Consider the following 24,344-nt stretch of genomic DNA (forward strand, 5'->3'; position numbering starts at 1 on the left):
GACGCTCTTTGTCCGGTCTCACGGCGCGCCGATCACGGCCGTGACCACTAACGTCATGGGTATGTCGACTTCCGCGCCCCCTTCCTCCAGCGAGGACCGCCCCCTCGGGACGGTCACCGACCGCCTCCTCTCGGCGAACCAGCGCTACGCCGCCGACTTCACCGACCCGGGCATGGACGCCCGGCCGGTGCTGAAGGTCGCGGTCGTCGCCTGCATGGACGCCCGTATCGACCTGCACAGCGCCCTCGGCCTCGAACTGGGCGACTGTCACACCATCCGCAACGCGGGCGGTGTGGTCACCGACGACGTCATCCGCTCGCTCACCATCAGCCAGCGGGCGCTGGGCACCCGCAGCGTGGTGCTCGTCCACCACACCGGCTGCGGCCTGGAGTCGCTCACCGAGGACTTCCGCCACGAGCTGGAGCAGGAGGTCGGGCAGCGGCCGCCGTGGGCGGTGGAGGCCTTCCGCGACGTCGACCAGGACGTACGGCAGTCGATGCAGCGGGTGCGCACGTCGCCCTTCCTGCCGCACACCGACGACGTGCGGGGCTTCGTCTTCGACGTGACCACGGGCCTGCTGCGGGAGATCGACCCGGCGTCCTGACGTCCCAGCCGGGCCTTCGCAGGATTTCCACAGGACACGAAACACGGCAACACCCGACATAACACCCACGGTTGTCCACAGGCGAGTGACACAACGCCGTGACGGCAACAAGAATGCGGGAGTGACACCTCCTGGAACTCTCCAGGTGGTGTCCGTGTTTCACGGGTGGGCCGTGCCGTCAGCGCGCATCGGCCCATGAACGGGTCCCCCGCTCCTCCCGGGAGCGCGGGGGAAGGGCCGAGGAGGGCCGGGTGACGACCTATGACGAGCGAGCGAGCCTCACTGATCTGACCACCACAGCGGACAGGGTCCGGCGGTCGGTGGAGAGGGTGATCGAGGGCAAGCCCGAGGTCGTACGGCTTTCGCTGACCGTACTGCTGGCGGAGGGGCACCTCCTGATCGAGGATGTGCCCGGCGTCGGCAAGACCATGCTGGCGAAGGCGCTGGCACGGTCCATCGACTGCTCCGTGCGGCGTATCCAGTTCACCCCGGACCTGCTGCCGTCGGACATCACCGGCGTGTCCGTCTTCGACCAGCAGCGACGGGACTTCGAGTTCAAGCCGGGTGCGATCTTCGCGCAGATCGTGATCGGCGACGAGATCAACCGCGCGTCCCCCAAGACGCAGTCCGCGCTGCTGGAGTCGCTGGAGGAGCGCCAGGTCACCGTCGACGGGCAGTCGTACGAACTCCCCAGCCCCTTCATGGTGGTGGCCACGCAGAACCCCGTGGAGATGGAGGGGACGTATCCGCTGCCGGAGGCGCAGCGCGACCGTTTCATGGCCCGGGTCTCGATCGGCTACCCGAGCGCCGAGGCCGAGCTCCAGATGCTGGACGTGCACGGCTCGGTGTCGCCGCTGGACGACCTCCAGCCGGTGGCCCACGCGCACGACATCGTGAAGCTGATCGACGCGGTCCGTACGGTCCATGTCGCCGACGCGGTCCGGCGGTACGCCGTGGACCTGGTCGCCGCGACCCGCACCCACCCGGACGTCAGACTCGGCGCCTCGCCGCGCGCCACACTGCACCTGCTGCGCGCCGCGAAGGCGTCCGCCGCGCTGAGCGGCCGTGAGTACGCGCTGCCCGACGACCTGCAGGCGCTCGCCGTCCCGGTGCTGGCGCACCGGCTGCTGCCCACCGCCCAGGCGCAGCTGAACCGGCGTACGCCCGAGCAGGTCGTGCTGGACATCCTGCAGCGCACCCCCGTGCCGGCGGCGACCCCGCCCGCGGTCTCGCCGCGGCAGGGCGGCCCGCTCCAGGCCGGTGGCCCGCTCCAGGCCGGTGGCCCGCTCCAGCCGGAAGCCCCGTTCCACGGCCAGCAGCAGCCCGGCCTGCGGCGGCTGTGATGGCGGCCGGGGGGACCGCCGCCCCGGACGGCGAGCGCACCGGCGGCGTACGGGCCGCCCTCGGCGGGCTGACCACACGCGGCCGGTCGTTCCTCGCGGCCGGTGTCGCGGCGGCGGGCTGCGCGTACGTCCTGGGCCAGGCCGATCTGCTGCGCGTCGGGCTGCTGCTCTCCGTGCTGCCGCTGGTCTCGGTGGCCGTGCTGTACCGCACGCGCTACCAGGTGGCGGGCACCCGGCGGCTCAGCCCGCAGCGGGTGGCGGCCGGCTCGGAGGCCCGGGTCCATCTGCGGATGGACAACGTGTCGCGGCTGCCCACGGGGCTGCTGATGCTCCAGGACCATGTGCCGTACGTGCTCGGTCCGAGGCCCCGGTTCGTGCTGGACCGGGTGGAGCCGGGCGGCAGGCGCGAGGTGTCGTACCGGGTCCGCTCGGACCTGCGCGGCCGCTATCCGCTCGGCCCGCTGCAGCTGCGGCTGAGCGATCCGTTCGGCATGTGCGAACTGAGCCGTTCCTTCAGCGCCCACGACGACCTGACCGTCATCCCGCGCACCGAACCGCTGCCCGTGCTGCGGCTGTCCGGCGAGGCCGCGGGGTACGGCGACGGCCGCCAGGGGTCACTGGCGGCGGCGGGCGAGGACGACGTCATCCCGCGCGGCTACCGGCACGGCGACGACCTGCGGCGGGTGCACTGGCGGTCCACCGCGCGGTACGGCGAGCTGATGGTCCGCCGCGAGGAGCAGCCGCAGCGGGCCAGGTGCACGGTGCTGCTGGACACCCGGGGCGCCGCCTACGAGGGCGGTGGCCCGGACTCGGCGTTCGAGTGGGCGGTGTCGGGCGCGGCGTCGGTGCTGACGCACATGCTGGAGCGCGGCTACGCGGTGCGGCTGCTGACGGACACGGGCAACACGCTGGCGGGCGAGGGTTCCGAAGGGTACGTGGGCTCGGCGCAGGACTCGGCGGACGCGGCCGGCCTGCTGATGGACACGCTCGCGGTCGTCGACCACTCCGACGAGGAGGGTCTGTCCCGTCCTTACGAGATGCTGCGGGGCGGTGACGAGGGGCTTCTGGTCGCCTTCTTCGGCGATCTGGACGAGGAGCAGACCGCGCTGGCGGCGCGGATGCGGCAGCGCAGCGCCGCCGCGGTGGCTTTCGTCCTGGACGCCGGGGCCTGGCCGTCGGGCGACGCGCCCGACCCGGACGCCGGGCGCGAGACGGTACGGCGGCTGCACGAGGCGGGCTGGGTGGCGGTGGCCGTACGGCCGGGGGCATCGCTGGCCGAGCTGTGGCGGAACGCGGGCCGGACGCCGGACGCCGCGGACGGCTTCGGCGGGGTCGGTGGCGCCTATGAGTCCGGTACGGCGGGCGGTTCCCTCGGGTCCGCTACGGCGGGCGGGGGCACGGCGGGTTTCTCTGGGGGTTGGTCATGAGCGGGACCGCGAGGCTGACGCTGTGCGCGTACGCCGCGACGCTGATGGCGGCGGCGTCGCTGCTGCCGCTGGTCGATCCGTTCGTCTGGATCATCCAGGCGGCGCTGCTGCTGGCCGTGGTGAGCGGCGCGGGCGCGGTGGCCCGCCGGGTGCCGCTCGCACGGCCGCTGACGGTGGCCGCGCAGGCCCTGGTGGCGGTGGTGCTGCTGACCTTCCTCTTCGCGCGGGAGTACGCGCCGGCCGGTCTGGTGCCGGCGCCCGAGGTGTTCCAGCGGTTCGGCGTGCTGCTGACGGCGGGCGCCGAGGACGTCGGCCAGTACGCGATTCCGGCGCCCGCGACCGACGGCATCCGGCTGATGCTCATCGGCGGCGTGCTGGTGATCGGGCTCGCGGTCGACGCGCTCGCGGTGACGTTCCGCGCCGCGGCGCCGGCCGGGCTTCCGCTGCTCGCGCTGTACTCGGTCGCCGCCGGGCTGTCCGGCGGCGGGGCGAGCTGGCTGTGGTTCCTGCTGGCTGCCTGCGGCTACCTGCTGCTCCTGCTGGCGGAGGGCCGGGACCGGCTGTCGCAGTGGGGCCGGGTCTTCGCCGGTGCCACCGCCCGGGGCAGGTTCGTTCCGCCGGGCGGGGGCGCCGCCCCCGCGCCGGTGCGCTTCGGCCGGCGGATCGGCGCGGTGGCGCTTGGTGTCGCCCTGCTCGTACCGGCCGTCCTGCCGTCGCTCGGCGGCGGGCTGCTGAACCCCGACGGGTCGGGTGACGGTCCGGGCGGCGGCACGATCTCCGCGGTGAACCCGCTGGTGTCCCTGCAGAACGATCTGAACCAGCCCGAGGACCGGGAGGTCCTGCGCTACCGCACCAACGCGCAGGACTCGGCCGCCCTCTACCTCCGGCTGGTCGCGCTGGACCAGTTCGACGGGACGGCGTGGAAGTCGTCGCAGCGTCCCATCAGGAGCGTGCCGGAGCGGCTGCCCCAGCCGGACGGGCTGGCCCCGGCGGTCAGCGCGGTCGAGATCAAGACGAACATCTCGGCGGCCGGCTCGTACGAGCAGAAGTGGCTGCCGATGCCGTACCCGGCGACCCGGGTCGACATCGCGGGGCAGTGGCGCTACGAACCGGCGGGCCGGATGCTCGTCGGGGACGACGACCAGACGACCCGGGGCGTGCAGTACTCGGTGAGCAGTCTCCAGGTGAACCCGACGGCCGAGCAGCTGGCCGCCGCGCCGCCCGCCGCGGAGGAGCTGCGGCGCGAGTACACGCGCGTCCCGGGGACGCTCCCGGCCGATGTCCGGACGACCGCGCTCGACATCACGAAGGGCGCCAGGAACGACTACGAGCGTGCCGTGCGGCTCCAGGACTGGTTCGCCGTCGAGGGCGGCTTCCGCTACGACACCACGGTGACGTCCGGCACCGGTATCACGGCGATCTCCCGGTTCCTGCAGCAGAAGAAGGGGTTCTGCGTCCACTTCTCGTTCACGATGGCGGCGATGGCGCGGACGCTCGGCATACCGGCGCGGGTCGCGGTCGGGTTCACGCCCGGCACGCCGGAGGTCTCCGGCACCATGTCGGTCGGCATCCGGGACGCCCACGCCTGGCCCGAGCTGTACTTCGAGGGCGTCGGCTGGACCCGGTTCGAGCCGACGCCGACACGGGGATCCGTGCCCGAGTACACGGTCCAGCAGACCCCGACGGACCAGCCGAGCGGTTCGGCCGCGCCCCGGCCGAGCACGGCGGCGGAGCCGTCGACCGCGCCGTCGACCGGCGCGAGCTGCCCGCCGCGGGGCCTCCAGCCGGGTGCGCTGCCGGGTGCCGCCGAGGGCACGTCCTCCAGCGGCACGGCGGACGACTGCGAGCCGGACGCCGCTCAGGGTGCGCCGCCGGGGTCGGGGTCCGGTTTCCCGCTGGGTCCGGTGCTGCTGATCGTGGCGGCCGTGGTCGCCGTGGTGCTGCTGCCGCTGACGCCCCTGTTGTGGCGCACGCGCGTACGGGCGCGGCGGCTGTCCACGGGCGGGCGCGGCGCCGAGGACGTGGCGGTGCGGACGCTTGCGGTCTGGCGGGAGGTCGTGGACACGGCCTGGGACCACGGTGTGGTGCCCGACGAGTCGCTGACCCCGCGCAACACGGCGGAGCGGATCGTCCGCCTGGGCCGGCTGGAAGGGGCTTCGTCGGAGGCGGCGCACCGGCTGGCCCGGGCGGTGGAGCAGGTGCTCTACGCCCCGTACCCGAAGCCGGCCGTGGGCCTGGCGGAGGACGCGGCCCGGGTGCGTGAGGGTCTGGCGGCCGCGCTGAGCGGTCCGGGCAGGCTGCGGGCACTGCTGGCGCCGCGCTCGGCCGTCCGGGTCATATGGGCCGCGTCGGAGCGCTCCAGGGCGGTTTCCGGCCGACTGGCCGCGGGCCGCCGCGTGGTCGCGGAGCGCTTGACGGCGGTGCTGCGCAGGCCGTCCCGGCAGCGCGGCTGACGGCGGACGAACACGGGTGAGGGGTGACCGCTCCGGAGCGGTCACCCCTCACCCGTATGTCTGAGGCGTACGTCGAAATACGCGGGACGCTCAGTGGCCCTGTTCGTCGCGGCGGCGCTGCCACCGCTGTTCGATCCGGTCCATCATCGAGCGGCGCTGCCGGGAACGCCGTCCCGTGGGCGCGGCCGCGGCGGCGTTCTGCTCACCCGGCTTGGGCGCCTTGCGCCAGCCGGTGACGGCCAGGACCGCGCAGCCGAGCATGACGAGGAACCCCACCACGCTGATCCAGATCTGCTGGGCGACCATTCCGGCCATGAGGAGCGCGATACCCACCAGGAAGCCTGCGACCGCCTGGTAGACCCGTCGTCGGGTGTACGTACGCAGCCCGCTTCCCTCGAGCGCTGTCGCGAACTTGGGATCTTCGGCGTACAGCGCTCGCTCCATCTGCTCGAGCATTCGCTGCTCGTGCTCCGAGAGCGGCACGGAGTCCTCCTCATCGTCGGTCGCGGGGGGCGACCGGTATGCGGCCCTTTCAGGATAGGCAGGGAATCGCCCCCGTGAAACCCGCCCTCAATGCCAATTCGCCAATCGGGCCGCCATGCCGGTTCGGCTGGTGAGGCGTTGATTCCCCGTCCTCCGATCCGTCATGCCGGATGGTGTCCCTCGATCATACGGGGATCCTGGCCGGATCGGGGGGCCTGTGGCGTACTCCATCTGCGGCTGCGCCCCTGATCAGCCCGGTCACGGGCGCCGAGAGGTCACGGCCGGTCGGGTACGGTCCCGATGCGGTCCGGGTCGGGTACGGTCCCGGCGGGTGCGGTCCGGGTGGGGCGCGGTCCTGGTCGGTGCGGTCCCGTCGGTCAGGCGCGCTTCTCGCCCAGCACGTGCAGCTGGGTGGCGACCGAGTGGAACGCGGGCAGCTCGGCGGCGGCGGCCTCCAGCTTCAGCAGGGCGTCCAGTGCGCCGGGCTCGGTGTCCACCAGGACCCCGGGGACCAGGTCGGCGAAGACCCGTACGCCGTGCACGGCGCCGACCTCGACGCCGGCCGCCTCGACGGCCTCGGTGAGCTGCTCGGCCGTGAACCGGCGGGGCACCGGGTCGCCCTCGCCCCACCGGCCCGCCGGGTCGCCGAGCGCCTGCCGGGCCTCGGTGAAGTGTCCGGCGAGTGCGCGCGCCAGCACGGCACCGCCGAGGCCGGCGGCGAGCAGGCTGAGCGCACCGGACGGGCGCAGCGCCTCGACGGCGTGCCGGACGCCCTCGACGGGATCGTCCACGTACTCCAGGACGCCGTGGCACAGCACCGCGTCGTAGCCGCCGCGCTCCACCACGTCGAACAGGCCGTGGATGTCGCCCTGGACGCCGCGCACGCGGTCGGCGACACCGGCCTCGGCTGCCCGGCGCTCCAGGGCGAACAGGGCGTTGGGGCTGGGGTCCACGACGGTGACGCGGTGGCCGAGCCGGGCCACGGGCACGGCGAAGTTGCCGCTGCCACCGCCGGTGTCGAGCACGTCCAGGCTGTCCTTGCCGGTCGCCTCGACCCTCCGGTGGAGGGCGTCCTCGAGAACGTCCCACACCACGGCGGTGCGAAGGGAGGCGCGGGGGCGCTGCGGATCCGACACGGCAGTTGACTCCTCGGTGACGGTGACGAACGCTCCCACCCTATGGCCTGGCGCGGCCTGCCCCGTCACCCCGCCAGATGGTCCGCCTCCGCCGGGTCCGTACGGGGTGTGGGCAGGGTCGAGCGGAGCGTCAGCATCCGCTCGACCAGGCGCAGGAACACGGCCACGTCGCGGATCAGGTCGTCGGCGTCCCGGGCGCGGGCGGCGCCCTGGATGCCCGCTTCGGCGCGGGCCCTGCGGGCGGCGCCGGAGGCGAAGAGGGCGCTCCACTCGGTGAGCTCGGGGGCTATCTCCGGCAGCACCTCCCAGGCGCTGCGGATCTGCTGCCGCCGGCGCGGGCCGCGCTCGGGCCTGCCGCGGGCGGCGAGCACGGCGGCGGCGGTGCGGAGGGCGGCGAGGTGGGCCGCCGCGTACCGCTCGTTGGGGGTGTCGAGGGCGATCGCCTCGTCGAGGGCGGCGTACGCCCGGGCGAGCAGGTCGAGGGCGGCCGGGGGCGCCGGGGCCCGGCGTTGCACGGGATGGACGTCGCTGGCCATGACGAACCTCCTGTCGTCGCGTGGCGGCAGTGCCGCCGTATGTCCCCATCGTGCAAGCCGCCACTGACAATCGGCGCTGACCTGCGGTTTTGCCTCCCGGGCCGGTCGGCGGTACTTTTTGAACTGACTGGTCAGTTCAAAGAATTGGGGGGAGGTCCGTGGAGACCCCGGACAACCAGGGCAGCCCGGCCGGTACGAGCGGGGCCGACCGCACGGCCCAGGACACGGCCCGTACGAGCAAGGCCGACCTTGCGGCCGACCGCGCGGCCGACGACACACCCGGCACCGCACCAGGCCCGACGGCCGACGACGCACCCGGCCCCATGGCCGATGCCGAGCCGAGCGCCACCGCCGAGGCCGCACCCGGCACCACTGCCGGTGCCGGGCCCGGCACCGCTGCGGGCCCCGGGGCCCGCACCACGCCGGGCCGTGAGGGCGGCGCGGCGGGGCGGGGTTCGGGTGAGCGCCCTCGTGGCGTGCGGGTCACCGCCGACGCGCTCGGGCTCAAGGGCCCGCGCGGCTGGGCCTTCCGTGACGTGACGTTCGACGCCGCTCCCGGTGAGCTGGTCGCGATCGAGGGACCGTCCGGCTCCGGCCGCACCTGCCTGCTGCTGGCGCTCACCGGACGGATGCGCCCCACCGAGGGCCACGCCGAGGTCGGCGGGCTGCGCCTGCCGCGCAAGATGGCCGCCGTACGCCGGTTCAGCGCGCTGGGGCACGTCCCCGGCGTCAGCGACCTCGACCCGGCGTTCACCGTCGCCGAGCACCTGCGGGAACGCGTCCTGCTGCGGCGCCGCTTCGACGGTTCGCCGCTCGCGCTGCTCCGCAAGCCGTCCGAGCGCGCCGCCGACTCCAGAACCCGCATCAGCGCCGCGCTGGACGCCGTCGCCCTGGACGTGGACGCGCTGCCCAAGGGCGGCCGCACCTCGATCCGCGACCTGGAGCGCCTGGAGGCGCTGCGCCTGTCCATCGCCCTGGCCCTGATCGCCGAGCCCCGGCTGCTGGCCGTGGACGACACGGACCTGAAGCTGAGCGACGCCGACGAGGCCGAGGCGTGGTCCCTGCTGCGCTCCATCGCCGACGGCGGCACCACGGTGCTGGCCGTGTGCAGCGAGGCGCCCGACCACACGACCACCATCCGCACCAACGAGGAGGAGACGGCCGATGCGCTCGCCGAAACTGGCCGCGCTTGAGCTGAAGCGGTTCGGCCGGGGCAAGCTGCCGCGTGCCGCGCTCGTCGCGATCCTGCTGCTGCCGCTGCTGTACGGCGCGCTGTACCTGTGGTCCTTCTGGGACCCGTACAGCAGGCTCGACCGGATTCCCGTGGCCCTGGTCAACGAGGACAGGGGCGCCACCGCCGACGGCAAGAAGATCAACGCGGGCGACGAGATCACCAAGGGTCTGCTGGACAGCGCGGTCTTCCAGTGGCACGAGGTGAGCGACACCGAGGCACGCGAGGGCGTGGAGGACGGCACGTACTACCTGTCCCTGACGATGCCCCGGGACTTCAGCGAGCGGATCGCGTCCAGCTCGGGCGACGCTCCGGAGACGGGCGCCCTCCAGGTGCGGACGAACGACGCCAACAACTACATCGTCGGGCAGATCTCCCGGACGGTCTTCTCGGAGGTGCGCACAGCCGCGTCCACGAAGTCGTCCCGGTCCTTCCTGGACAAGATCTTCATCTCCTTCTCCGACATCCACGACGCGACCGAGAAGGCCGCCAAGGGCGCCGACGACATCAAGGACGGCGTCGGCAAGGCGAAGGAGGGGTCCAAGAGCCTCGCCGACGGCCTGACGAAGGCCAAGAACGGCAGCGGCGGCGTGGCCGACGCCCTGAGGAAACTGGACAAGAGCGCCGGCGACCTGGAGACGGGCTCCCGCAAGATCGCCGACGGCACCCAGAAGCTCGCCGACCGGGTCAACGGCGCCGAGGCCAGGATCCGCCCGTATCTGAAGAACGACGCCAAGGCGATCGCCGACAGCGCCCGTCTCGTCTCCGACGCCGCCAAGGGGGCCCGCAACAGCCTCGAACTGATCGTGACGAAGGGGCCCGCCCTGCGGACCGGCGCCCACACGGCGGCCGACAAGCTGACCGCCCTCCACGCGAAGCGGTGCGACGGCCAGCTCCTGCCCGACGCCGAGTACTGCCCCGAGCTGAAGCAGGCCATGGTCGCGGCCGCCGACGTGGCGACGGTCGCCGACGACCTCGCCGAACTGGCCAAGGACGGCAACGGCGACATCAAGGCGCTGGACGGCCGGCTGGCCGACCTCCAGAAGAAGGCCGACGCCCTGCACAAGCACGCGCCGAACCTGGACGAGGACGTCGACTACGCCGTCAAGCAGATCAACGCCCTCAACTCCGGTGCCCACGCGGTCGCCACGGGCATGGACCAGCTCCACACGGGCCTGACGAAGACCAAGTCGGGCGCCGTCGACCTCGACGGTGGCGTCGGCCGCCTCAAGAAGGGCGCGAACGACCTCGACGGCGGGCTGTTCAAGCTCGCCGACGGCTCCACGGAACTGGCCAGCGGCCTGAACGAGGGCGTGGCGCAGATCCCCGACTACGACAAGCAGGACCGCGACCGCCGTACCGAGGTGATGGCCGACCCCATCGGGCTCGCCTCGCAGTCGCTGCACAAGGCCGCCAACTACGGCACCGGCTTCGCCCCGTACTTCATCCCGCTCTCCCTCTGGGTGGGCGCCATGGTGGCGTACATGCTGATCCAGCCCATGAACCGGCGTGCCCTCGCCGCGGGCGCCTCCGCCTGGCGGATCGCGCTGGCCGGCTGGCTGCCGGTCGCGACGATCGGTCTGCTCCAGGTCGCCGCGCTGATGGCCGTGCTGCACTGGGGGCTGGGTCTGAAGATGGCGCGGGCGGCCGGCACCGTCGCGTTCCTGGCCCTGGTGACCTGCTGCTTCGCCGCGATCATCCAATGGCTGAACGCCCGGTTCGGCGCGGCGGGACGCATTCTGGTGCTGGCCCTGCTGATGCTCCAGCTGACCTCGGCCGGCGGCACGTACCCCGTCCAGACCAGCCCGGGGTTCTTCAACGCCATCCACCCCTACCTGCCGATGACCTACGTCGTCGAGGCGTTGCGCCGGCTGATCACCGGCGGTGGCATCGGGCCGGTCTGGCAGGCGTGCGCGGTGCTGGTGGCCTTCACGCTGGGGGCGCTGGCCCTGACCGCCGTCTCGGCCCGGCGCAAGCAGGTGTGGACGTTCGACCGGCTGCACCCCGAGCTGAGCCTGTAGGGCCGCAGGCTGCCGAGACCTGCGAGAAGACCAGTGAGCGGCCTTGCGGAAGAGCCGTGGGAGAGGTGAGAGAGCTGTGAGAAGAGCTGTCAGAAGACCCGTGAGAGACCTGTGAGAATCGACGCCATGGACACCCAGAGCAGCCGCCGCCAGGCCACCCGTACCAAGCTCTACGAGGCAGCCGTGACCCTCATCGCGGAGCAGGGCTTCTCGGCGACGACGGTCGACGAGATCGCGGAGCGGGCCGGGGTGGCCAAGGGCACGGTCTACTACAACTTCAAGAGCAAGACCGAGCTCTTCGAGGAGCTGCTGCGCCATGGCGTCGGGCTGCTCACGGCCTCGCTGCGCTCCGCCGCCGAGGAGACGGCGGAGCGCGGGGGCACCAAGGTCGAGGCCCTGGACGCGATGATCCGGGCCGGTCTGGTGTTCATCGACCGCTACCCGGCCTTCACGCAGATGTACGTGGCCGAACTGTGGCGCACCAACCGCGCCTGGCAGTCGACGCTGATGGTGGTGCGCCAGGAGGCGGTCGCCGTGGTGGAGACGGTGCTGCGGGAGGGCGTCGCGGCCGGTGAGCTGAGCCGCGAGATCGACATCCCGCTGACCGCCGCCGCGCTGGTCGGGATGGTGCTGGTCGCGGCGCTCGACTGGCAGGCGTTCCAGCGGGAACGGTCGATCGACGATGTGCACGCCGCTCTGTCCCGGCTGCTGCACGGCCGGGTCAGCGGCTGCTGATACGGCCACCGCACGGGCGGGCGGAGGCGGGACGGCCGCGCGTGACCGGCGGCTGGACGGCCGCCCGTGACCGGCGGCTGGACGGCCGCCCGTGAGCGGCAGCGGGACGGCCGCGCGTGACCGGCGGCGGTGACCCGCGTACGAGACAGGTCCGGCGAGGCTCGATCCCCCCGAGCCCCGCCGGACCTGCGTTCTTCCCCCGTGGGCCCGGTTCTCCCCCGTCCCCCGGCCCCCGTCGTGCGAGAGAGCCCGCCCCCGTGTGTTCCCCCGTGGTCGCGGGCCCTTTCTTGGTGCACCCCGTTCGTCAGGTGCGCCGCGCCGTCTCCGCCGCCCCGTGTCGGCGGTTCCGGCGCCGCGCCCCTTCCGTGGCCTCCACTCTTCCGTCCGCGCAGGTCGGGGCCCATCCGCGTCCCTACTCATCTCGTGGACTAAGTACGGATACTCAGCGCTCCGCGCACCTCCCCATCCGCGCGGACCGCCGGCTGGCTACGATCACGGGCGTGTCCGTACTCCCTTTGGTGTTCACGAGCGGCTGGGCGAGCGGGATCAACGCCTATGCGGTGGTCCTGCTGTTCGGCGTCTTCGGTGTCACCGGTCTGAGCGACGAGGTGCCCGCGGCTCTGCAGCGCACCGACGTCCTGATAGCCGCCGGCGTCCTCTTCCTCTGCGAGGCCGTGGCGGACAAGATCCCCTACTTCGACTCGGTCTGGGACTCGGTGCACACCGTGGTCCGGCCGCTGTCCGGCGCGGTGGTGGCCGCGCTGATCGCCGGGCAGAACGGCTCGCTGCCCGAACTCGCGGCGGGCGCCATCGGCGGTACGACGGCGCTGCTGAGCCATCTGGTCAAGGCGGGGACGCGGATGGCGGTGAACACCTCGCCCGAGCCGATGAGCAACATCGTCGTCAGCACGGCCGAGGACCTGGGCGTCGCCGCCGTCATCACCTTCGCGATCTTCAACCCGGTGGCCGCGGCGGTCATCGCGGGGGTGCTGCTCCTGCTGGGTATCGTCGTCGTGCTCTTCCTGGTCGGACGGATCCGCCGGTTCCTGCGGCGCCGGGCGCAGCGCCGTGAGGAGAAGCGGCTCGCCGCTGCCGGTACGCCCGGTGGCGGGCCACCCGGCTGACGGCGGCCCGGTGGCGGGCCGCCCCGTGGAGGGCCGCCCGGCCGCGGTGTCGGTGGCCCCCGGTAGGGTCGGCTGACATGGCACGGATTGCGGTGATCGGCGCCGGGATGGGCGCCATGGCGGCTGCCGCCCGGCTGGCCGTCGCGGGCCACCGGGTGACGGTGTACGAGCGCGCGGCGACGTACGGCGGCGCGGTGGGCCGGTTCGAGCGGGACGGGTTCGCCTTCGACACCGGCCCCGGTCTGCTGCACCTGCCCGCGGTGTACCGGGACCTCTTCGTGAAGACCGGCAAGGAGCCGCTGGAGCGGTGCGTCGAGCTCACGCAGGTGGACCCGGCGAGCCGGCACGTCTTCCCGGACGGTACGGCGGTGTCCCTGCCGAACGCGTCGCGCGCGGGTGTCGTCTCCGCGCTGGACGCCGCCCTGGGGGCGGGCGCGGGCGAGCGGTGGGGGGCGTTCCTGAACCGGGCGCGGGACGCCTGGGACCGTGCGCGGCGGCCCCTGCTGGAGGAGCCGTTGCCGGCCGACGTGACGCCGTTCGCGCGCGACCCGTACCCGGCGCTGAAGTCGCGGGTGTTGCGGCGTTCGGCGTCGACGCTCGCCGAGGTGGGCCGGCGGGAGCTGGACGATCCGAGGCTGGCCGCCCTGCTGGACGGCTGGGCCCTGGCGTACGGGTTCGATCCCGCGACCGCCCCGCCGTCGGCCGCCGTGCTGCCCTACATGGAGCAGACGTTCGGCACCTGGTACGTGCGCGGCGGCCTGCGGGCGCTGGCCGACGCGGTGTACGAACGGTGCCGCGCCCGGAAGGTCGAGTTCCGGTTCGGGGCCGAAGTGACCGACGTGGTCGAGAAGGCCGGTCGGGCCGCCGGTGTCGAACTGGCCGGCGGTGAGGTCGTGGAGGCGGACCACGTCGTCGCCGGGGCTCCCGTCCCGGCGCTGTACCGGAACCAGGTCGTGCCCTGGACGCGGCAGGACGAGTGGCCGCACATCCGGACCGCCTCGCCGACCGGGCGGGTCACGGTCTGTCTGGCCCTTCGGGGCGCCCGGGAGGAGGGCGCCGCGCACCGGACGGTGGTGCACTCCGCCGACCGGGCGGACGAACTGGCGGCCCTCGCCTCCGGCGGAAGACTGTGCGCGCGCCCGACCGTCGTGGTGCTGCGGCCCGACGACGCGGCGCTGCGCCCGGACGGCGCGCACGAGGCGGTCACCGTGACCGCGACGGTGCCGACGGTGCCCGAGAGCCTCTGGAGCGGTTCCGGGGACGGGGTCGAGGCGTTCGCGGACCGGATGGCGGAGGCGGCGGAGGCGGCCGTGCCGGGGCTGCGGGAGCGGCTGCTGTGGCGCGAGGTGCGCACACCGGCGGACACCCGCAGGGAGACGGGCGTGTACGAGGTTCCGGGACCCGCGCTGGCGGGTGCGCGTGGCGCGCTGCTGCCCACGCCGAACCCGGCGCCGCTGCCGGGTCTGTACTTCGCCGGGGGCTGGGCGCATCCGGGTGGCGGGCTCCCGCACGCCGGGATGTCGGGCGCGCTGGTCGCGGGCCTGATCGTGGAGGGCGCGGACTTCCGCGGCTCGCGGTAGGAAACGCGGCTCGGCTCGGTAGCTCGGCGGCCGGGCGGCTCAGTAGCGGTAGTGCTGCTGGTCGTTCGGGTGGGGGTCGTAGCCGTACGGCGAGGGCGGCTCCTGCGGCGGCGGGGGCATCTGCTGGTCGCCGTCGCGCTGGTGCGGCACCCAGACGCCGCCCGGCGGGGTGTCCATGCCGTACTGGCCGGCGTACGGATCGGTGCCGGGTTCGCCCGGGTACTGCTGCGGGGCGCCGTAACCGGCGTCGTACGTCCCGTACCCGCCGGAGCCGTAGCCCGCCCCGTACGCCCCGGGCTGCTCGTACGCGCCGTAGCCGTCCTGGCCGGCGGCCGCGCCGGTGGCGGTGCCGATGTACGGGTCGGAGTAGGCGGCGTAGCTCTGCTGGGTCTCGCCGGTGCCGTAGTCGTACGGCCCGGTGTAGGCACCGGCGCCCTGGCCGTAGTCCTGGGGCTGGTAGCCGGTCTGGTCGTGCTCCCGCTGGTCGTAGCCCTGCTCCTGGCCCGTGGGCGCCGACGCGGCGTACACGCCGTACTGGCCGGTGTCGTCGGGCAGCGGCTGCGGGGCGTACACGGCGGTGGCCTCGGCGGCACTCTCGGCCGGGGGCTCGTCCAGGGGCCCGCCGGGTGCGGCGCCCTCCGGCTCGTACGCCAGGTCGGTCACCTCCAGCGTCGGTCCGGCGTCCGCCGCCGCGGGGCCGACCTTGCGACGGCGGCTGACGCCGGGGCTGCCGCCGAGCGCCCAGCCGGTGGAGAACCCGCGGCGGAAGGACAGCGTCACGTACGTCTGGCCGACACCGAAGGCGATCGTGCCGACGACGATCACGTAGACCGACGGGATCAGGGCGCCGACGACCACGCCCAGGAAGCCCGCGAAGGCGAGGAGCCGCCACCGCAGCCGGGCCTTGTACTGGAGGAGCACCTCACCGAGCAGCCACAGCGCGACGATGCCGAACGCGATGTAGAGCAGCGTCCACCAGCTCATGCCCGCCCCTCTCATGCGGCCGCCGCCTCGGGACGTGACGGGTACGGCCGGTCAGGACTGCGGGTGCAGTCCGAGATTCTCGTAGATCTCGAGCGTAGCCGTGGAGTTGTTGAGCGTGATGAAGTGCAGTCCGGGAACACCTTCGGACAGCAGACGTGCGCAGAACTCCGTCGCGAACTCGATGCCCATGGAGCGTACAGCGGCCGCGTCGTCCTTGACCGCGAGGATCCGCTCTTTCACGGCGGGCGGGAAGTGCGCGTTGCTGAGCTGCGGCAGCCGGTCCAGCTGCTTGACGTTGGTGACGGGCATGACCTCGGGGATGATCGGGGTCTCGCAGCCCGCGGCGGCGACCCGGTCGCGCAGCCGCAGGTAGCTCTCCGGCTCGAAGAACATCTGGGTGATGGCGTAGTCGGCGCCGGCCCTGCACTTGTCCACGAAGTGCCGGACGTCGGTGTCCCAGTCCGTGGACCTCGGGTGCATCTCCGGGAAGGCGGCGACACCGACGCAGAAGTCCCCGGCCTCCTTGATCAGCCGGACCAGGTCGACGGCGTACTCCAGGCCCTCCGGGTGCGAGACCCAGTCGGCCATCGGGTCGCCCGGCGGGTCGCCGCGCAGGGCCAGGATGTTGCGGATCCCGGCGTCGGCGAACTGTCCGACCATGTTGCGCAGCTCGGCGACGGAGTGGCCGACCGCCGTGAGGTGCGCGACGGGCGTCAGGGTGGTGTCCGCGGCGATCTGCTCGGTGGCCTTGACCGTCCCGGCGCGGGTGGAACCGCCGGCCCCGTACGTCACGGAGACGAAGCTCGGGGCCACCGCCTCGACCCGGCGCAGCGCGTTCCAGAGGTTGCGCTCGCCCTTCTCGGTCTTGGGCGCCCAGAACTCGAACGAGTACGTCGTCTCGCCGGTCGCCAGCAGATCACGCACGGTGCGGGCGCGATCCGTACGGGTGGAAGGAGTGCCAAGGGCCATGTCGGCAGCGTAGCCACGACCCGCCGGGCTCACCCAACCAGAGGACATGGTTTGGGGTGATTTGCCGGGTTCTTGTCCACGCTTCGGACACTCATGGACACCTTGGAGGGCCGGGCGCGGATCTGGCGCGGCCCTGGCGCAACTACTCCGTGTCCCGCTCCCGGACCCGCTTGGCCAGCGACGACGCCGCCTCGGCCGGGTCGTCGGCCTCGGTGATGGCCCGTACGACGACGATCCGGCGGGCTCCGCTGTCCAGAATCTGGTCCACGTTTCCCAGATCGATGCCGCCGATGGCGAACCAGGGCCTCTCCCCCGCCAGCGACGCCGCGTACCGCACGAGGTCGAGGCCGGGGGCGTACCGCCCGGGCTTGGTGGGCGTGGGCCAGCAGGGGCCCGTGCAGAAGTAGTCCACGCCGGGCTCGGCGACCGCCGCGTCCACCTCCGCGTCGGCGTGCGTGGACCGGCCGATCAGCACCCGCTCGCCGAGGATCGCGCGGGCGGCGGGGACGGGCAGGTCGCCCTGGCCGAGGTGCAGCACGTCGGACCCGATGGCGTGCGCCACGTCGGCCCGGTCGTTCACCGCGAGCAGCTTGCCGTGCCGGCGGCAGGCGTCGGCGAACACCGCGAGGTGCTCCAGCTCCTCACCGGCCTCCATGCCCTTGTCGCGGAGCTGGACGATGTCCACGCCGGAGGTGAGGACCGCGTCGAGGAACTCGGGGAGGTCCCCCTGCCGCTTGCGGGCGTCCGTGCACAGATAGAGCCGGGCGTCGGACAGCTGCGCGCGTGCGGTGGCCATGAGGTGTTTCCCCCCGTTGTGCGGCGGTGCGCGGTGCGCGGGCGGGCCCGCCCGCGCACCGCCTGGTGTCGGTGTGGTGCTCGTGTCTCAGACGGCGAGCGCCTGGGCTCGGCGCTTCACCTCCGTGCCGCGATTCTCGCGGAGGGCCTGCGCGGGCGTGCCCGGCAGGGTCGGGTCCGGAGTGAACAGCCACTCCAGCATCTCTTCGTCGGTGAAGCCGTCGTCCTTCAGGAGCGTCAGGGTGCCGGAGAGACCCTTGACGACCTTGCCGTCCTTGATGAAGTCGGCAGGCACCTGGAGCGTCCGGTTCTCACCCCGGCGCACGGCGATCAGCTGGCCCTCCTTGACCAGCTGCCGCACACGCGTCACCTCGACATCGAGCATCTCCGCGATGTCGGGAAGGTGGAGCCAGGCAGGGACGAGAGCATCGGTCTTTGCGTCAATCTCGGTCACGTGACAAGCCTGCCATCCCCGACTGACAGTCGGTAGCGGGGTGGGGGTGTACGGGGCCCGCGCCCCACCGGGCGGCCGACAACCACACCCGGAAGGCCGCGTCCCCCAGCGACCCGGGGCGGCCCGGCGGGCGGACCGGCGGGCGGCCCGGGGCGGCGCTGAGAGCGGGGCCGGGGGCGCGGCGCGGTGGCGGCCCGGCGGGCGCGGCGAGCGGCCCGGAGCGGTGCTGTGAGCGGGGCCGGGGCGGGCTGTCCGGGGGCGGGTCGGCGGGGCCGGGGCGGGCGGGCGGGCCAGCGGGCGCGGCCCGGCGGGCGCGGCGGCTCCGGCGGCTCGGCGGCTCCGGCGGCTCGGCGGCTCCGGCGGCTCCGGCGGCTCCGGCGGTCAGGCTCCGCTGGCCGCCGCCTTCAGCGGCGTGGCCGGGTCCGCGACGCGCACCGGGTCCAGCGGGGCGCCCGACTCGATCAGCCTGCGGCCCTGGGCCAGGTCGCGCGGGCGGCCGACCGCGAGCAGGGCCACCAGGGCGTCGTCCCTGAGCCACACCACCGACCAGGCGGCGGTCGCCGGGTCGCCCCGCCGGACCATCGTGTCGGCGGCCGCGTGGTGCCCGGCGTACTGCACGAAACGGCCGAACTGCTCGGACCAGAAGTACGGCACGGGGTCGTACGGGCGGGGCGTCTCGCCCACGATGTCGGCGGCGACCGTGCGCGGCCCCTGGAGCGCGTTGTCCCAGTGGTGGACCAGCAGGCGCGTGCCGTACCGGGCGGACGGGAACGAGGCGCAGTCGCCGACCGCGTACACGTCGGGGACGGAGGTGCGCAGCCGGTCGTCCGCGACGACGGCGCCGTCGGGGCCGAGTTCGACGCCGGAGCCGGCCAGCCACGCGGTGGCGGGCCGCGCGCCGATGCCGACGACGACGGCTCCGGCCGGCAGGATCCGGCCGTCGTCCAGGGTGACCGTGCCGGGTTCGACCCGGTCCACGCGCGCGCGGGTCAGGAGTTCGGCGCCGCTCTCCGCGTACCACTCGGCCATCGGCGCGGCGACCTCGGCGGGCAGGGCGCCCGCGAGCGGCCGGTCGGCCGCCTCCACGACGGTCACCGCGCAGCCCGCCTCGCGGGCGGCCGTGGTGAACTCGGCGCCGATCCACCCGGCACCGACGACCACCACGTCGTGCTGCCCGGCGAGGACCGGGCGCAGCCGTTCCGCGTCGTCCACGGTGCGCAGCAGATGGACGCCGGGGACGCCCTCGGAGCCGGGCAGCGCGATCGGCACGGCACCGGTCGCGACGACGAGCACGTCGTACGGGACGGGCCCGGCCTCCGTGTCGACGGCGTGCGCGCCGGGGCGCAGGCCGCTCACCTCGACGCCGAGGCGCAGTTCGATGCCGAGCGCCTCGAAGTCCACGTCGAAGGCGGAGTCCTCGGCCTTGCCCAGGAGTACCGCCTTGGAGAGCGGCGGCCTGTCGTACGGCTGGTGCGGTTCGGCGCCGAGCAGCAGCACCGGCCCCGTGAAGCCCTGCTCCCGCAGGGCCACCGCCGTCTGCACCCCGGCCATTCCCGCGCCGACGATGACGACGCGCCGCTCTTCCCTCTTCTGCTCGCTCACGCGATCACCTTACGCAGCTGACATGACGTCAGGAAGACGGTTCCTCGACCACGCTCGTGCCACGGCCCTCCTGGGACTCCCACTCCCACGTCTCCTCCAGCCGAACGCGTCCGTCGGGGAGCTCCACCACGGTGGAGAGACAGTGCCCGGACGCCGTCCGGCCGTCCCGCCTCAGTTGCACGTACCGGAAGTCGAGCCGGTCCCCCGCGCGCGTGCCGACGAGGTGCCCGTGCACGACGTCGCCGCCCGCGTACTCGGCCCAGACGCGGCCGTCCCGCTCGTGGTAGGTGAACCGGGTCCCGGTGCCGACCTGGCCGGGCGCCTGGTCGGCGACCGGGTACAGCACGAGTCCGTCGAGTGAACGCGCCACGGCGAAGGCTCCCTTACAGACGGTCCGGCGGTGGGGTTAGTCTGGCCACGCTAGAGCACTCGCGGGAGCCCGGACGCACCGGGCTGAGAGGGAGGCTGGACGGCCTCCGACCGTACGAACCTGATCCGGGTCATGCCGGCGAAGGGAGGGGCTGGACGCCCATGTCACGTACGTCAGACGTCCTCGTCATCGGGGGCGGAATCATCGGCCTGGTCACGGCCTGGCGGGCGGCGCAGCGGGGGCTGCGCACCGCCGTGGTGGACCCCGAGCCGGGCGGAGGGGCCGCGCTGGTGGCGGCCGGAATGCTCGCCGCGGTCACCGAACTGCACTACGGGGAGGAGACGCTCCTCGGTCTCAACACGGCGTCGGCGGAGCGGTATCCGGGCTTCGTCGCCGAACTGGAGGAGGTCACGGGGCTCGACGTCGGCTACCGCGCGTGCGGCACGCTCGCCGTCGCGCTGGACGCCGACGACCGGGCCCATCTGCGGGAACTGCACGCGCTGCAGCGCCGCTGCGGGCTGGAGTCCGAGTGGCTGACCGGCCGCGAGTGCCGCCGCCTGGAGCCCATGCTGGCACCCGGGGTCCGCGGCGGGCTGCGGGTCGACGGCGACCACCAGGTCGACCCCCGGCGGCTGACGGCGGCGCTGCTGGCGGCCTGCCGGCACGCCGGGGTGGCCCTGCACCGCTCCTGGGCGGACCGGCTCTCGGTGGTACGGGACCGGGCGGCGGGAGCCGTACTCGCGGACGGGACGGAGGTGGCGGCCGGTCAGGTGGTGCTGGCGGCCGGCAGCCTCAGCGGCCGGCTCGGCGGCGTACCGGCCGATGTCCTGCCGCCGGTCAGGCCGGTGAAGGGGCAGGTCGTGCGGCTGGCGGTGCCCGCCCCGTACGCGCCGTTCCTGAGCCGTACGGTCCGGGCGGTGGTCCGCGGCAGCCAGGTGTACCTGGTGCCGCGCGAGAACGGCGAGCTGGTCGTGGGCGCGACGAGCGAGGAACTCGGCTGGGACACCACGGTCACGGCGGGCGGCGTGTACGAGCTGCTGCGCGACGCGCACGAGCTGGTGCCGGGCATCACCGAGCTGCCGCTCACCGAGACCCGGGCGGGCCTGCGCCCGGCATCGCCCGACAACGCCCCGATGCTGGGCCCGTCCGCGCTGCCCGGCCTGCACCTGGCGACCGGGCACTACCGCAACGGGGTGCTGCTGGCGCCGGTCACCGGCGACGTGCTGGCGGCGGTGCTCACCACCGGTGAGCTGCCCGACGAGGCCCGCGCGTTCACGCCCGCCCGTTTCTCCACCGTAGGAGTGTCATGAGTGCCCCGACCGGCATGAGCGCCCCGGGTGAGACCCCCGCCCCGCCCGGGACCGCCGCCGCCCTGACCGTCTCCGTGAACGGTGCGGCACGACGGCTGGCCTCCCCGCTGACGCTGGACGCGCTGGTCGCGACCTTCACGTCCGCCCCGTCCGGCGTCGCCGCCGCCGTCAACGAGACCGTCGTCCCGCGCGGCCAGTGGGCCGGGACGCTGCTCGCCGACGGCGACCGGGTCGAGGTCCTCACCGCCGTCCAGGGGGGCTGAACCATGGCCGACGACCGTCTCACCATCGCCGGGACGACCTTCGACTCCCGGCTGATCATGGGTACGGGCGGGGCGCCGAGCCTCGACGTACTGGAACGCGCCCTCGCCGCCAGCGGCACGCAGCTGACGACCGTGGCCATGCGCCGCCTCGACCCGACCGTCCAGGGCTCGGTGCTGTCCGTCCTGGACCGGCTGGACATCCGCGTCCTCCCGAACACGGCGGGCTGTTTCACGGCAGGTGAGGCCGTGCTGACGGCCCGGCTCGCGCGGGAGGCGCTCGGCACCGACTGGATCAAGCTGGAGGTGGTGGCGGACGAGCGCACGCTGCTCCCCGATCCGATCGAGCTGCTCGACGCGGCGGAGGCACTGGTCGACGACGGTTTCACGGTGCTGCCGTACACCAACGACGACCCGGTCCTGGCGCGCAGGCTGGAGGACGCGGGCTGCGCGGCCATCATGCCGCTGGGCTCCCCCATCGGCTCGGGTCTCGGCATCCGCAACCCGCACAACTTCCAGCTGATCGTGGAGCGCGCGAACGTGCCCGTGATCCTGGACGCGGGCGCGGGTACGGCGTCCGACGCGGCGCTGGCGATGGAGCTGGGCTGCGCGGCGGTGATGCTGGCGTCGGCGGTCACACGGGCGCAGGAGCCGGTGCTGATGGCCGAGGCGATGCGGCACGCCGTCGAGGCGGGCCGGCTCGCGCACCGCGCGGGCCGCATCCCCCGCCGCCACTTCGCGGAGGCCTCGTCACCGGTGGAGGGCAGGGCCGTGCTGGATCCCGAGCGCCCGGCGTTCTGACCGCCCCCGCGGCCGGCTGTCACAGGTCGGCTGCGGTACGGCGCTGATCATGTACAGGGCGACGGGCGGGTCGGTACGGGCTCGTAGACTCGACCGCGTGGATACGACCCTGCACGACCCGCTCGTCGGTCAGCTGCTCGACGGCCGTTACCGAGTCGACGCGCGCATCGCCGTCGGTGGCATGGCCACGGTCTACACGGCCGTCGACACCCGGCTGGACCGGCTGCTCGCCCTCAAGGTGATGCACCCGTCCCTGGCGACCGACGCGTCGTTCGTGGAGCGGTTCATCCGTGAGGCCAAGTCCGTGGCCCGGCTCTCGCACCCGAACGTCGTCGGCGTCTTCGACCAGGGCGCCGACGGCGCGTACGTGTACCTGGCGATGGAGTACGTGGCCGGCTGCACCCTGCGGGACGTGCTGCGCGAACGCGGGGCGCTGCGCCCCCGTGCGGCGCTCGACATCCTGGAGCCGGTCCTCGCCGCCCTGGGCGCGGCGCACCGCGCCGGGTTCGTGCACCGGGACATGAAGCCGGAGAATGTCCTGATAGGCGACGACGGCCGGGTCAAGGTCGCCGACTTCGGGCTCGTACGGGCCGTCGGCGCCGCGACCAGCACCACGGGATCCGTGCTCGGCACGGTGTCGTACCTGGCGCCGGAGCAGATCGAGCTGGGCACCGCCGACACCCGCGCCGACGTCTACGCGTGCGGCGTGGTGCTGTACGAGATGCTGACGGGCGCGAAGCCGCACACCGGCGACACCCCGGCGCAGGTCCTCTACCAGCATCTGAACAACGCGGTCCCCGCGCCGTCCGAGGCCGTACCCGGCCTCGCCGTCGAGCTGGACGAGCTGGTGGCGGAGGCCACCGCCCGCAACCCGGACGTACGCCCGCATGACGCGGTGGCGCTGCTGGCCCGGGTCAGGGAGGCGCGCGCCGCGCTCGGCGACGACCAGCTGGACCTGGTCCCGCCGCAGGCCCGTGCCGAGTCCGCCGCCGACCCGGACGACGTCACCAGCGTCATCCCGCGCCCCCTGCCGTCCGAGGCGGCCATCGGCGGCGGTGCTGCGGGCGGGGCTCTCGGCGGCGGGGCTGCCGGCGGCGGTGCTGCGGGCGGGGCTCTCGGCGGCGCGGCGGACGGCGGCGCGGGACCCGGCGTCCAGCACACCAGCCGTCTGGAGCTGCCGCCCGCCCCCGAGTCCGGTGGCCGTCCCGCGCCACGCACCGGACCCTTCTCGGGTCCCCGGCGCGGACTGTTCGCCGTCGTGGCGGCGGTGCTGCTGGTCCTGACGGTCGGCGCGGGCGTCTGGTACATCAACTCCGGGCAGTTCACGCACGTCCCCACCGGCCTGCTGGGCAAGAGCCGGGCGGAGGCCGAGAAGCGCCTCGCCGACGCGGGTCTCGACGTCGGCGGCACCAGAACCGAGTTCAGCGGCGCCTTCGAGCGCGGCACCGTCATGGCCACCGACCCCGCGCAGGGCGAGCGCGTCCGGGGCAACGGCTCGGTGACGCTCGTCATCTCGCGGGGCCCGAAGATCGTCAAGGTACCGGAGCTCAAGGGCACGCCGCTCGCGGACGCCAAGAAGGCGCTGGCGGACGCGGGCCTCGCGGCGGGCGTGGTGACGGAGGAGTTCAGCGAGGACGTCGAGCAGGGCGCGGTGATCTCCAGTTCCCCGGCGGCCGGCACCGAGCGCTCCCCCGACTCCGCCGTGGCCCTCGTGGTCAGCAAGGGCGCCCCGATCGACGTCCCCGGCGTCATCGGCCGGACCGGCGACGACGCCCGGAGCAGCCTCACGGACACGGGGTTCAGGGTGCGGATCGCCGATGAGCGCGTCCACTCACCGCACCCGGCCGGTTCCGTGGCCGCCCAGTCGCTCGCCGAGGGCAGCCGGGCCGCCAGGGGCGACACGATCACGCTGACGCTCTCCAAGGGCCCGCGCATGGCCGAGGTCCCCGACGTCACCGGGCTGAGCGTGGACGACGCCACGCGCGAGCTGAAGGCGGCGGGCTTCGAGGTGAAGGTCGAGAAGAGCTTCCCGTTCCTCAGCGACACCGTGAGCAGCCAGTCCGTGGCCGGCGGCGAGCGGGCGCCCGAGGGCAGCACCATCACCGTCAAGACCAAGGGAATCTAGT

The 24,344-nt window shown here is 73.8% G+C and carries 22 protein-coding genes and 1 riboswitch; of the genes, 13 read left to right on the forward strand and 9 right to left on the reverse strand.

Features of this window, described 5'->3' with window-relative positions; genetic code table 11:
- Nucleotides 1-55 precede the first annotated feature (55 nt).
- The 4 genes from ACGF5U_RS01520 (at nt 56) to ACGF5U_RS01535 (ending at nt 5,827) form a co-directional block, all read left to right on the forward strand.
- Nucleotides 56-604, forward strand: coding sequence for a beta-class carbonic anhydrase (locus tag ACGF5U_RS01520; RefSeq protein ID WP_392713935.1), 549 nt, complete (start codon nt 56-58; stop codon nt 602-604).
- 251 nt (nt 605-855) lie between these two features.
- Complete coding sequence (locus ACGF5U_RS01525) at nt 856-1,947, forward strand: AAA family ATPase (RefSeq protein ID WP_392713934.1); 1,092 nt, start codon at nt 856-858, stop codon at nt 1,945-1,947.
- Nucleotides 1,947-3,374, forward strand: coding sequence for a DUF58 domain-containing protein (locus tag ACGF5U_RS01530; protein ID WP_392713933.1), 1,428 nt, complete (start codon nt 1,947-1,949; stop codon nt 3,372-3,374). The genes ACGF5U_RS01525 and ACGF5U_RS01530 overlap by 1 nt, the downstream gene beginning before the upstream one ends.
- Nucleotides 3,371-5,827 carry a DUF3488 and DUF4129 domain-containing transglutaminase family protein gene (locus ACGF5U_RS01535; RefSeq protein WP_392713931.1) on the forward strand — a complete coding sequence of 819 codons (2,457 nt, stop codon included), beginning with the start codon at nt 3,371-3,373 and terminating at the stop codon, nt 5,825-5,827. The genes ACGF5U_RS01530 and ACGF5U_RS01535 overlap by 4 nt, the downstream gene beginning before the upstream one ends.
- A 90-nt stretch (nt 5,828-5,917) precedes the next feature.
- Here ACGF5U_RS01535 and ACGF5U_RS01540 read toward each other — a convergent pair whose 3' ends face one another.
- The 3 genes from ACGF5U_RS01540 to ACGF5U_RS01550 form a co-directional block, all read right to left on the reverse strand.
- Nucleotides 5,918-6,310 carry a DUF3040 domain-containing protein gene (locus ACGF5U_RS01540; RefSeq protein WP_392713930.1) on the reverse strand — a complete coding sequence of 131 codons (393 nt, stop codon included), beginning with the start codon at nt 6,308-6,310 and terminating at the stop codon, nt 5,918-5,920.
- A 377-nt stretch (nt 6,311-6,687) separates the two neighbouring features.
- Nucleotides 6,688-7,446: a methyltransferase gene (locus tag ACGF5U_RS01545; RefSeq protein WP_392713928.1), complete on the reverse strand. Its 759-nt coding sequence runs from the start codon at nt 7,444-7,446 to the stop codon at nt 6,688-6,690.
- A 65-nt stretch (nt 7,447-7,511) separates the two neighbouring features.
- On the reverse strand, nt 7,512-7,982 hold the full coding sequence (locus tag ACGF5U_RS01550) for an SAV_6107 family HEPN domain-containing protein (RefSeq protein ID WP_392713926.1): 471 nt from the start codon (nt 7,980-7,982) through the stop codon (nt 7,512-7,514).
- A gap of 158 nt (nt 7,983-8,140) precedes the next feature.
- Between ACGF5U_RS01550 and ACGF5U_RS01555 the strand changes: the two genes are divergently transcribed.
- The 5 genes from ACGF5U_RS01555 (at nt 8,141) to ACGF5U_RS01575 (ending at nt 14,673) form a co-directional block, all read left to right on the forward strand.
- The gene (locus ACGF5U_RS01555) at nt 8,141-9,175 is read left to right on the forward strand and encodes an ATP-binding cassette domain-containing protein (protein WP_392713924.1); all 1,035 of its coding nucleotides are present in this window, start codon (nt 8,141-8,143) and stop codon (nt 9,173-9,175) included.
- A complete protein-coding gene (locus ACGF5U_RS01560) occupies nt 9,147-11,234 on the forward strand; it encodes a YhgE/Pip family protein (RefSeq protein WP_392713922.1) in 2,088 nt (695 codons plus the stop codon). The genes ACGF5U_RS01555 and ACGF5U_RS01560 overlap by 29 nt, the downstream gene beginning before the upstream one ends.
- A 126-nt stretch (nt 11,235-11,360) precedes the next feature.
- Nucleotides 11,361-11,969 (forward strand): TetR/AcrR family transcriptional regulator, encoded by a 609-nt coding sequence (locus tag ACGF5U_RS01565; protein ID WP_392713920.1) that lies wholly within the window; start codon nt 11,361-11,363, stop codon nt 11,967-11,969.
- Nucleotides 11,970-12,469: 500 nt separating this feature from the next.
- Nucleotides 12,470-13,093 carry a DUF4126 domain-containing protein gene (locus ACGF5U_RS01570; protein WP_392713918.1) on the forward strand — a complete coding sequence of 208 codons (624 nt, stop codon included), beginning with the start codon at nt 12,470-12,472 and terminating at the stop codon, nt 13,091-13,093.
- 77 nt (nt 13,094-13,170) lie between these two features.
- On the forward strand, nt 13,171-14,673 hold the full coding sequence (locus ACGF5U_RS01575; RefSeq protein ID WP_392713916.1) for a phytoene desaturase family protein: 1,503 nt from the start codon (nt 13,171-13,173) through the stop codon (nt 14,671-14,673).
- Between the two features lie 39 nt (nt 14,674-14,712).
- On the opposite strand, the gene ACGF5U_RS01580 is transcribed toward ACGF5U_RS01575, so the two are convergent.
- The 6 genes from ACGF5U_RS01580 to ACGF5U_RS01605 form a co-directional block, all read right to left on the reverse strand.
- Nucleotides 14,713-15,657: a hypothetical protein gene (locus ACGF5U_RS01580; RefSeq protein ID WP_392713914.1), complete on the reverse strand. Its 945-nt coding sequence runs from the start codon at nt 15,655-15,657 to the stop codon at nt 14,713-14,715.
- A 51-nt stretch (nt 15,658-15,708) separates the two neighbouring features.
- Nucleotides 15,709-16,626 (reverse strand): methylenetetrahydrofolate reductase [NAD(P)H], encoded by a 918-nt coding sequence (gene metF / locus ACGF5U_RS01585; RefSeq protein ID WP_392713912.1) that lies wholly within the window; start codon nt 16,624-16,626, stop codon nt 15,709-15,711.
- 142 nt (nt 16,627-16,768) lie between these two features.
- Nucleotides 16,769-17,422 carry a thiamine phosphate synthase gene (thiE, locus tag ACGF5U_RS01590; RefSeq protein ID WP_392713910.1) on the reverse strand — a complete coding sequence of 218 codons (654 nt, stop codon included), beginning with the start codon at nt 17,420-17,422 and terminating at the stop codon, nt 16,769-16,771.
- An 87-nt stretch (nt 17,423-17,509) separates the two neighbouring features.
- Nucleotides 17,510-17,875, reverse strand: coding sequence for an Rv2175c family DNA-binding protein (locus ACGF5U_RS01595; RefSeq protein WP_392713908.1), 366 nt, complete (start codon nt 17,873-17,875; stop codon nt 17,510-17,512).
- A 381-nt stretch (nt 17,876-18,256) separates the two neighbouring features.
- Entirely contained in the window at nt 18,257-19,477 is a 1,221-nt protein-coding gene (locus ACGF5U_RS01600; protein WP_392713906.1) for an NAD(P)/FAD-dependent oxidoreductase, read from the reverse strand.
- Nucleotides 19,478-19,505: 28 nt separating this feature from the next.
- Nucleotides 19,506-19,847: a hypothetical protein gene (locus ACGF5U_RS01605; RefSeq protein ID WP_392713904.1), complete on the reverse strand. Its 342-nt coding sequence runs from the start codon at nt 19,845-19,847 to the stop codon at nt 19,506-19,508.
- A 51-nt stretch (nt 19,848-19,898) separates the two neighbouring features.
- Nucleotides 19,899-20,011, forward strand: a riboswitch (TPP riboswitch).
- Here ACGF5U_RS01605 and thiO point away from each other — a divergent pair.
- The 4 genes from thiO (at nt 20,009) to pknB (ending at nt 24,343) form a co-directional block, all read left to right on the forward strand.
- Entirely contained in the window at nt 20,009-21,157 is a 1,149-nt protein-coding gene (gene thiO / locus ACGF5U_RS01610) for a glycine oxidase ThiO (RefSeq protein ID WP_392713902.1), read from the forward strand. It overlaps the preceding riboswitch by 3 nt.
- A 14-nt stretch (nt 21,158-21,171) precedes the next feature.
- Nucleotides 21,172-21,420 (forward strand): sulfur carrier protein ThiS, encoded by a 249-nt coding sequence (gene thiS / locus ACGF5U_RS01615; protein WP_392714396.1) that lies wholly within the window; start codon nt 21,172-21,174, stop codon nt 21,418-21,420.
- 3 nt (nt 21,421-21,423) lie between these two features.
- A complete protein-coding gene (locus ACGF5U_RS01620; protein ID WP_392713900.1) occupies nt 21,424-22,218 on the forward strand; it encodes a thiazole synthase in 795 nt (264 codons plus the stop codon).
- 97 nt (nt 22,219-22,315) lie between these two features.
- Nucleotides 22,316-24,343, forward strand: coding sequence for a Stk1 family PASTA domain-containing Ser/Thr kinase (gene pknB, locus ACGF5U_RS01625; RefSeq protein WP_392713898.1), 2,028 nt, complete (start codon nt 22,316-22,318; stop codon nt 24,341-24,343).
- Nucleotide 24,344: the final 1 nt, after the last annotated feature.

The organism is Streptomyces sp. NPDC047886 (assembly GCF_043204435.1).
GTDB lineage: Bacteria > Actinomycetota > Actinomycetes > Streptomycetales > Streptomycetaceae > Streptomyces.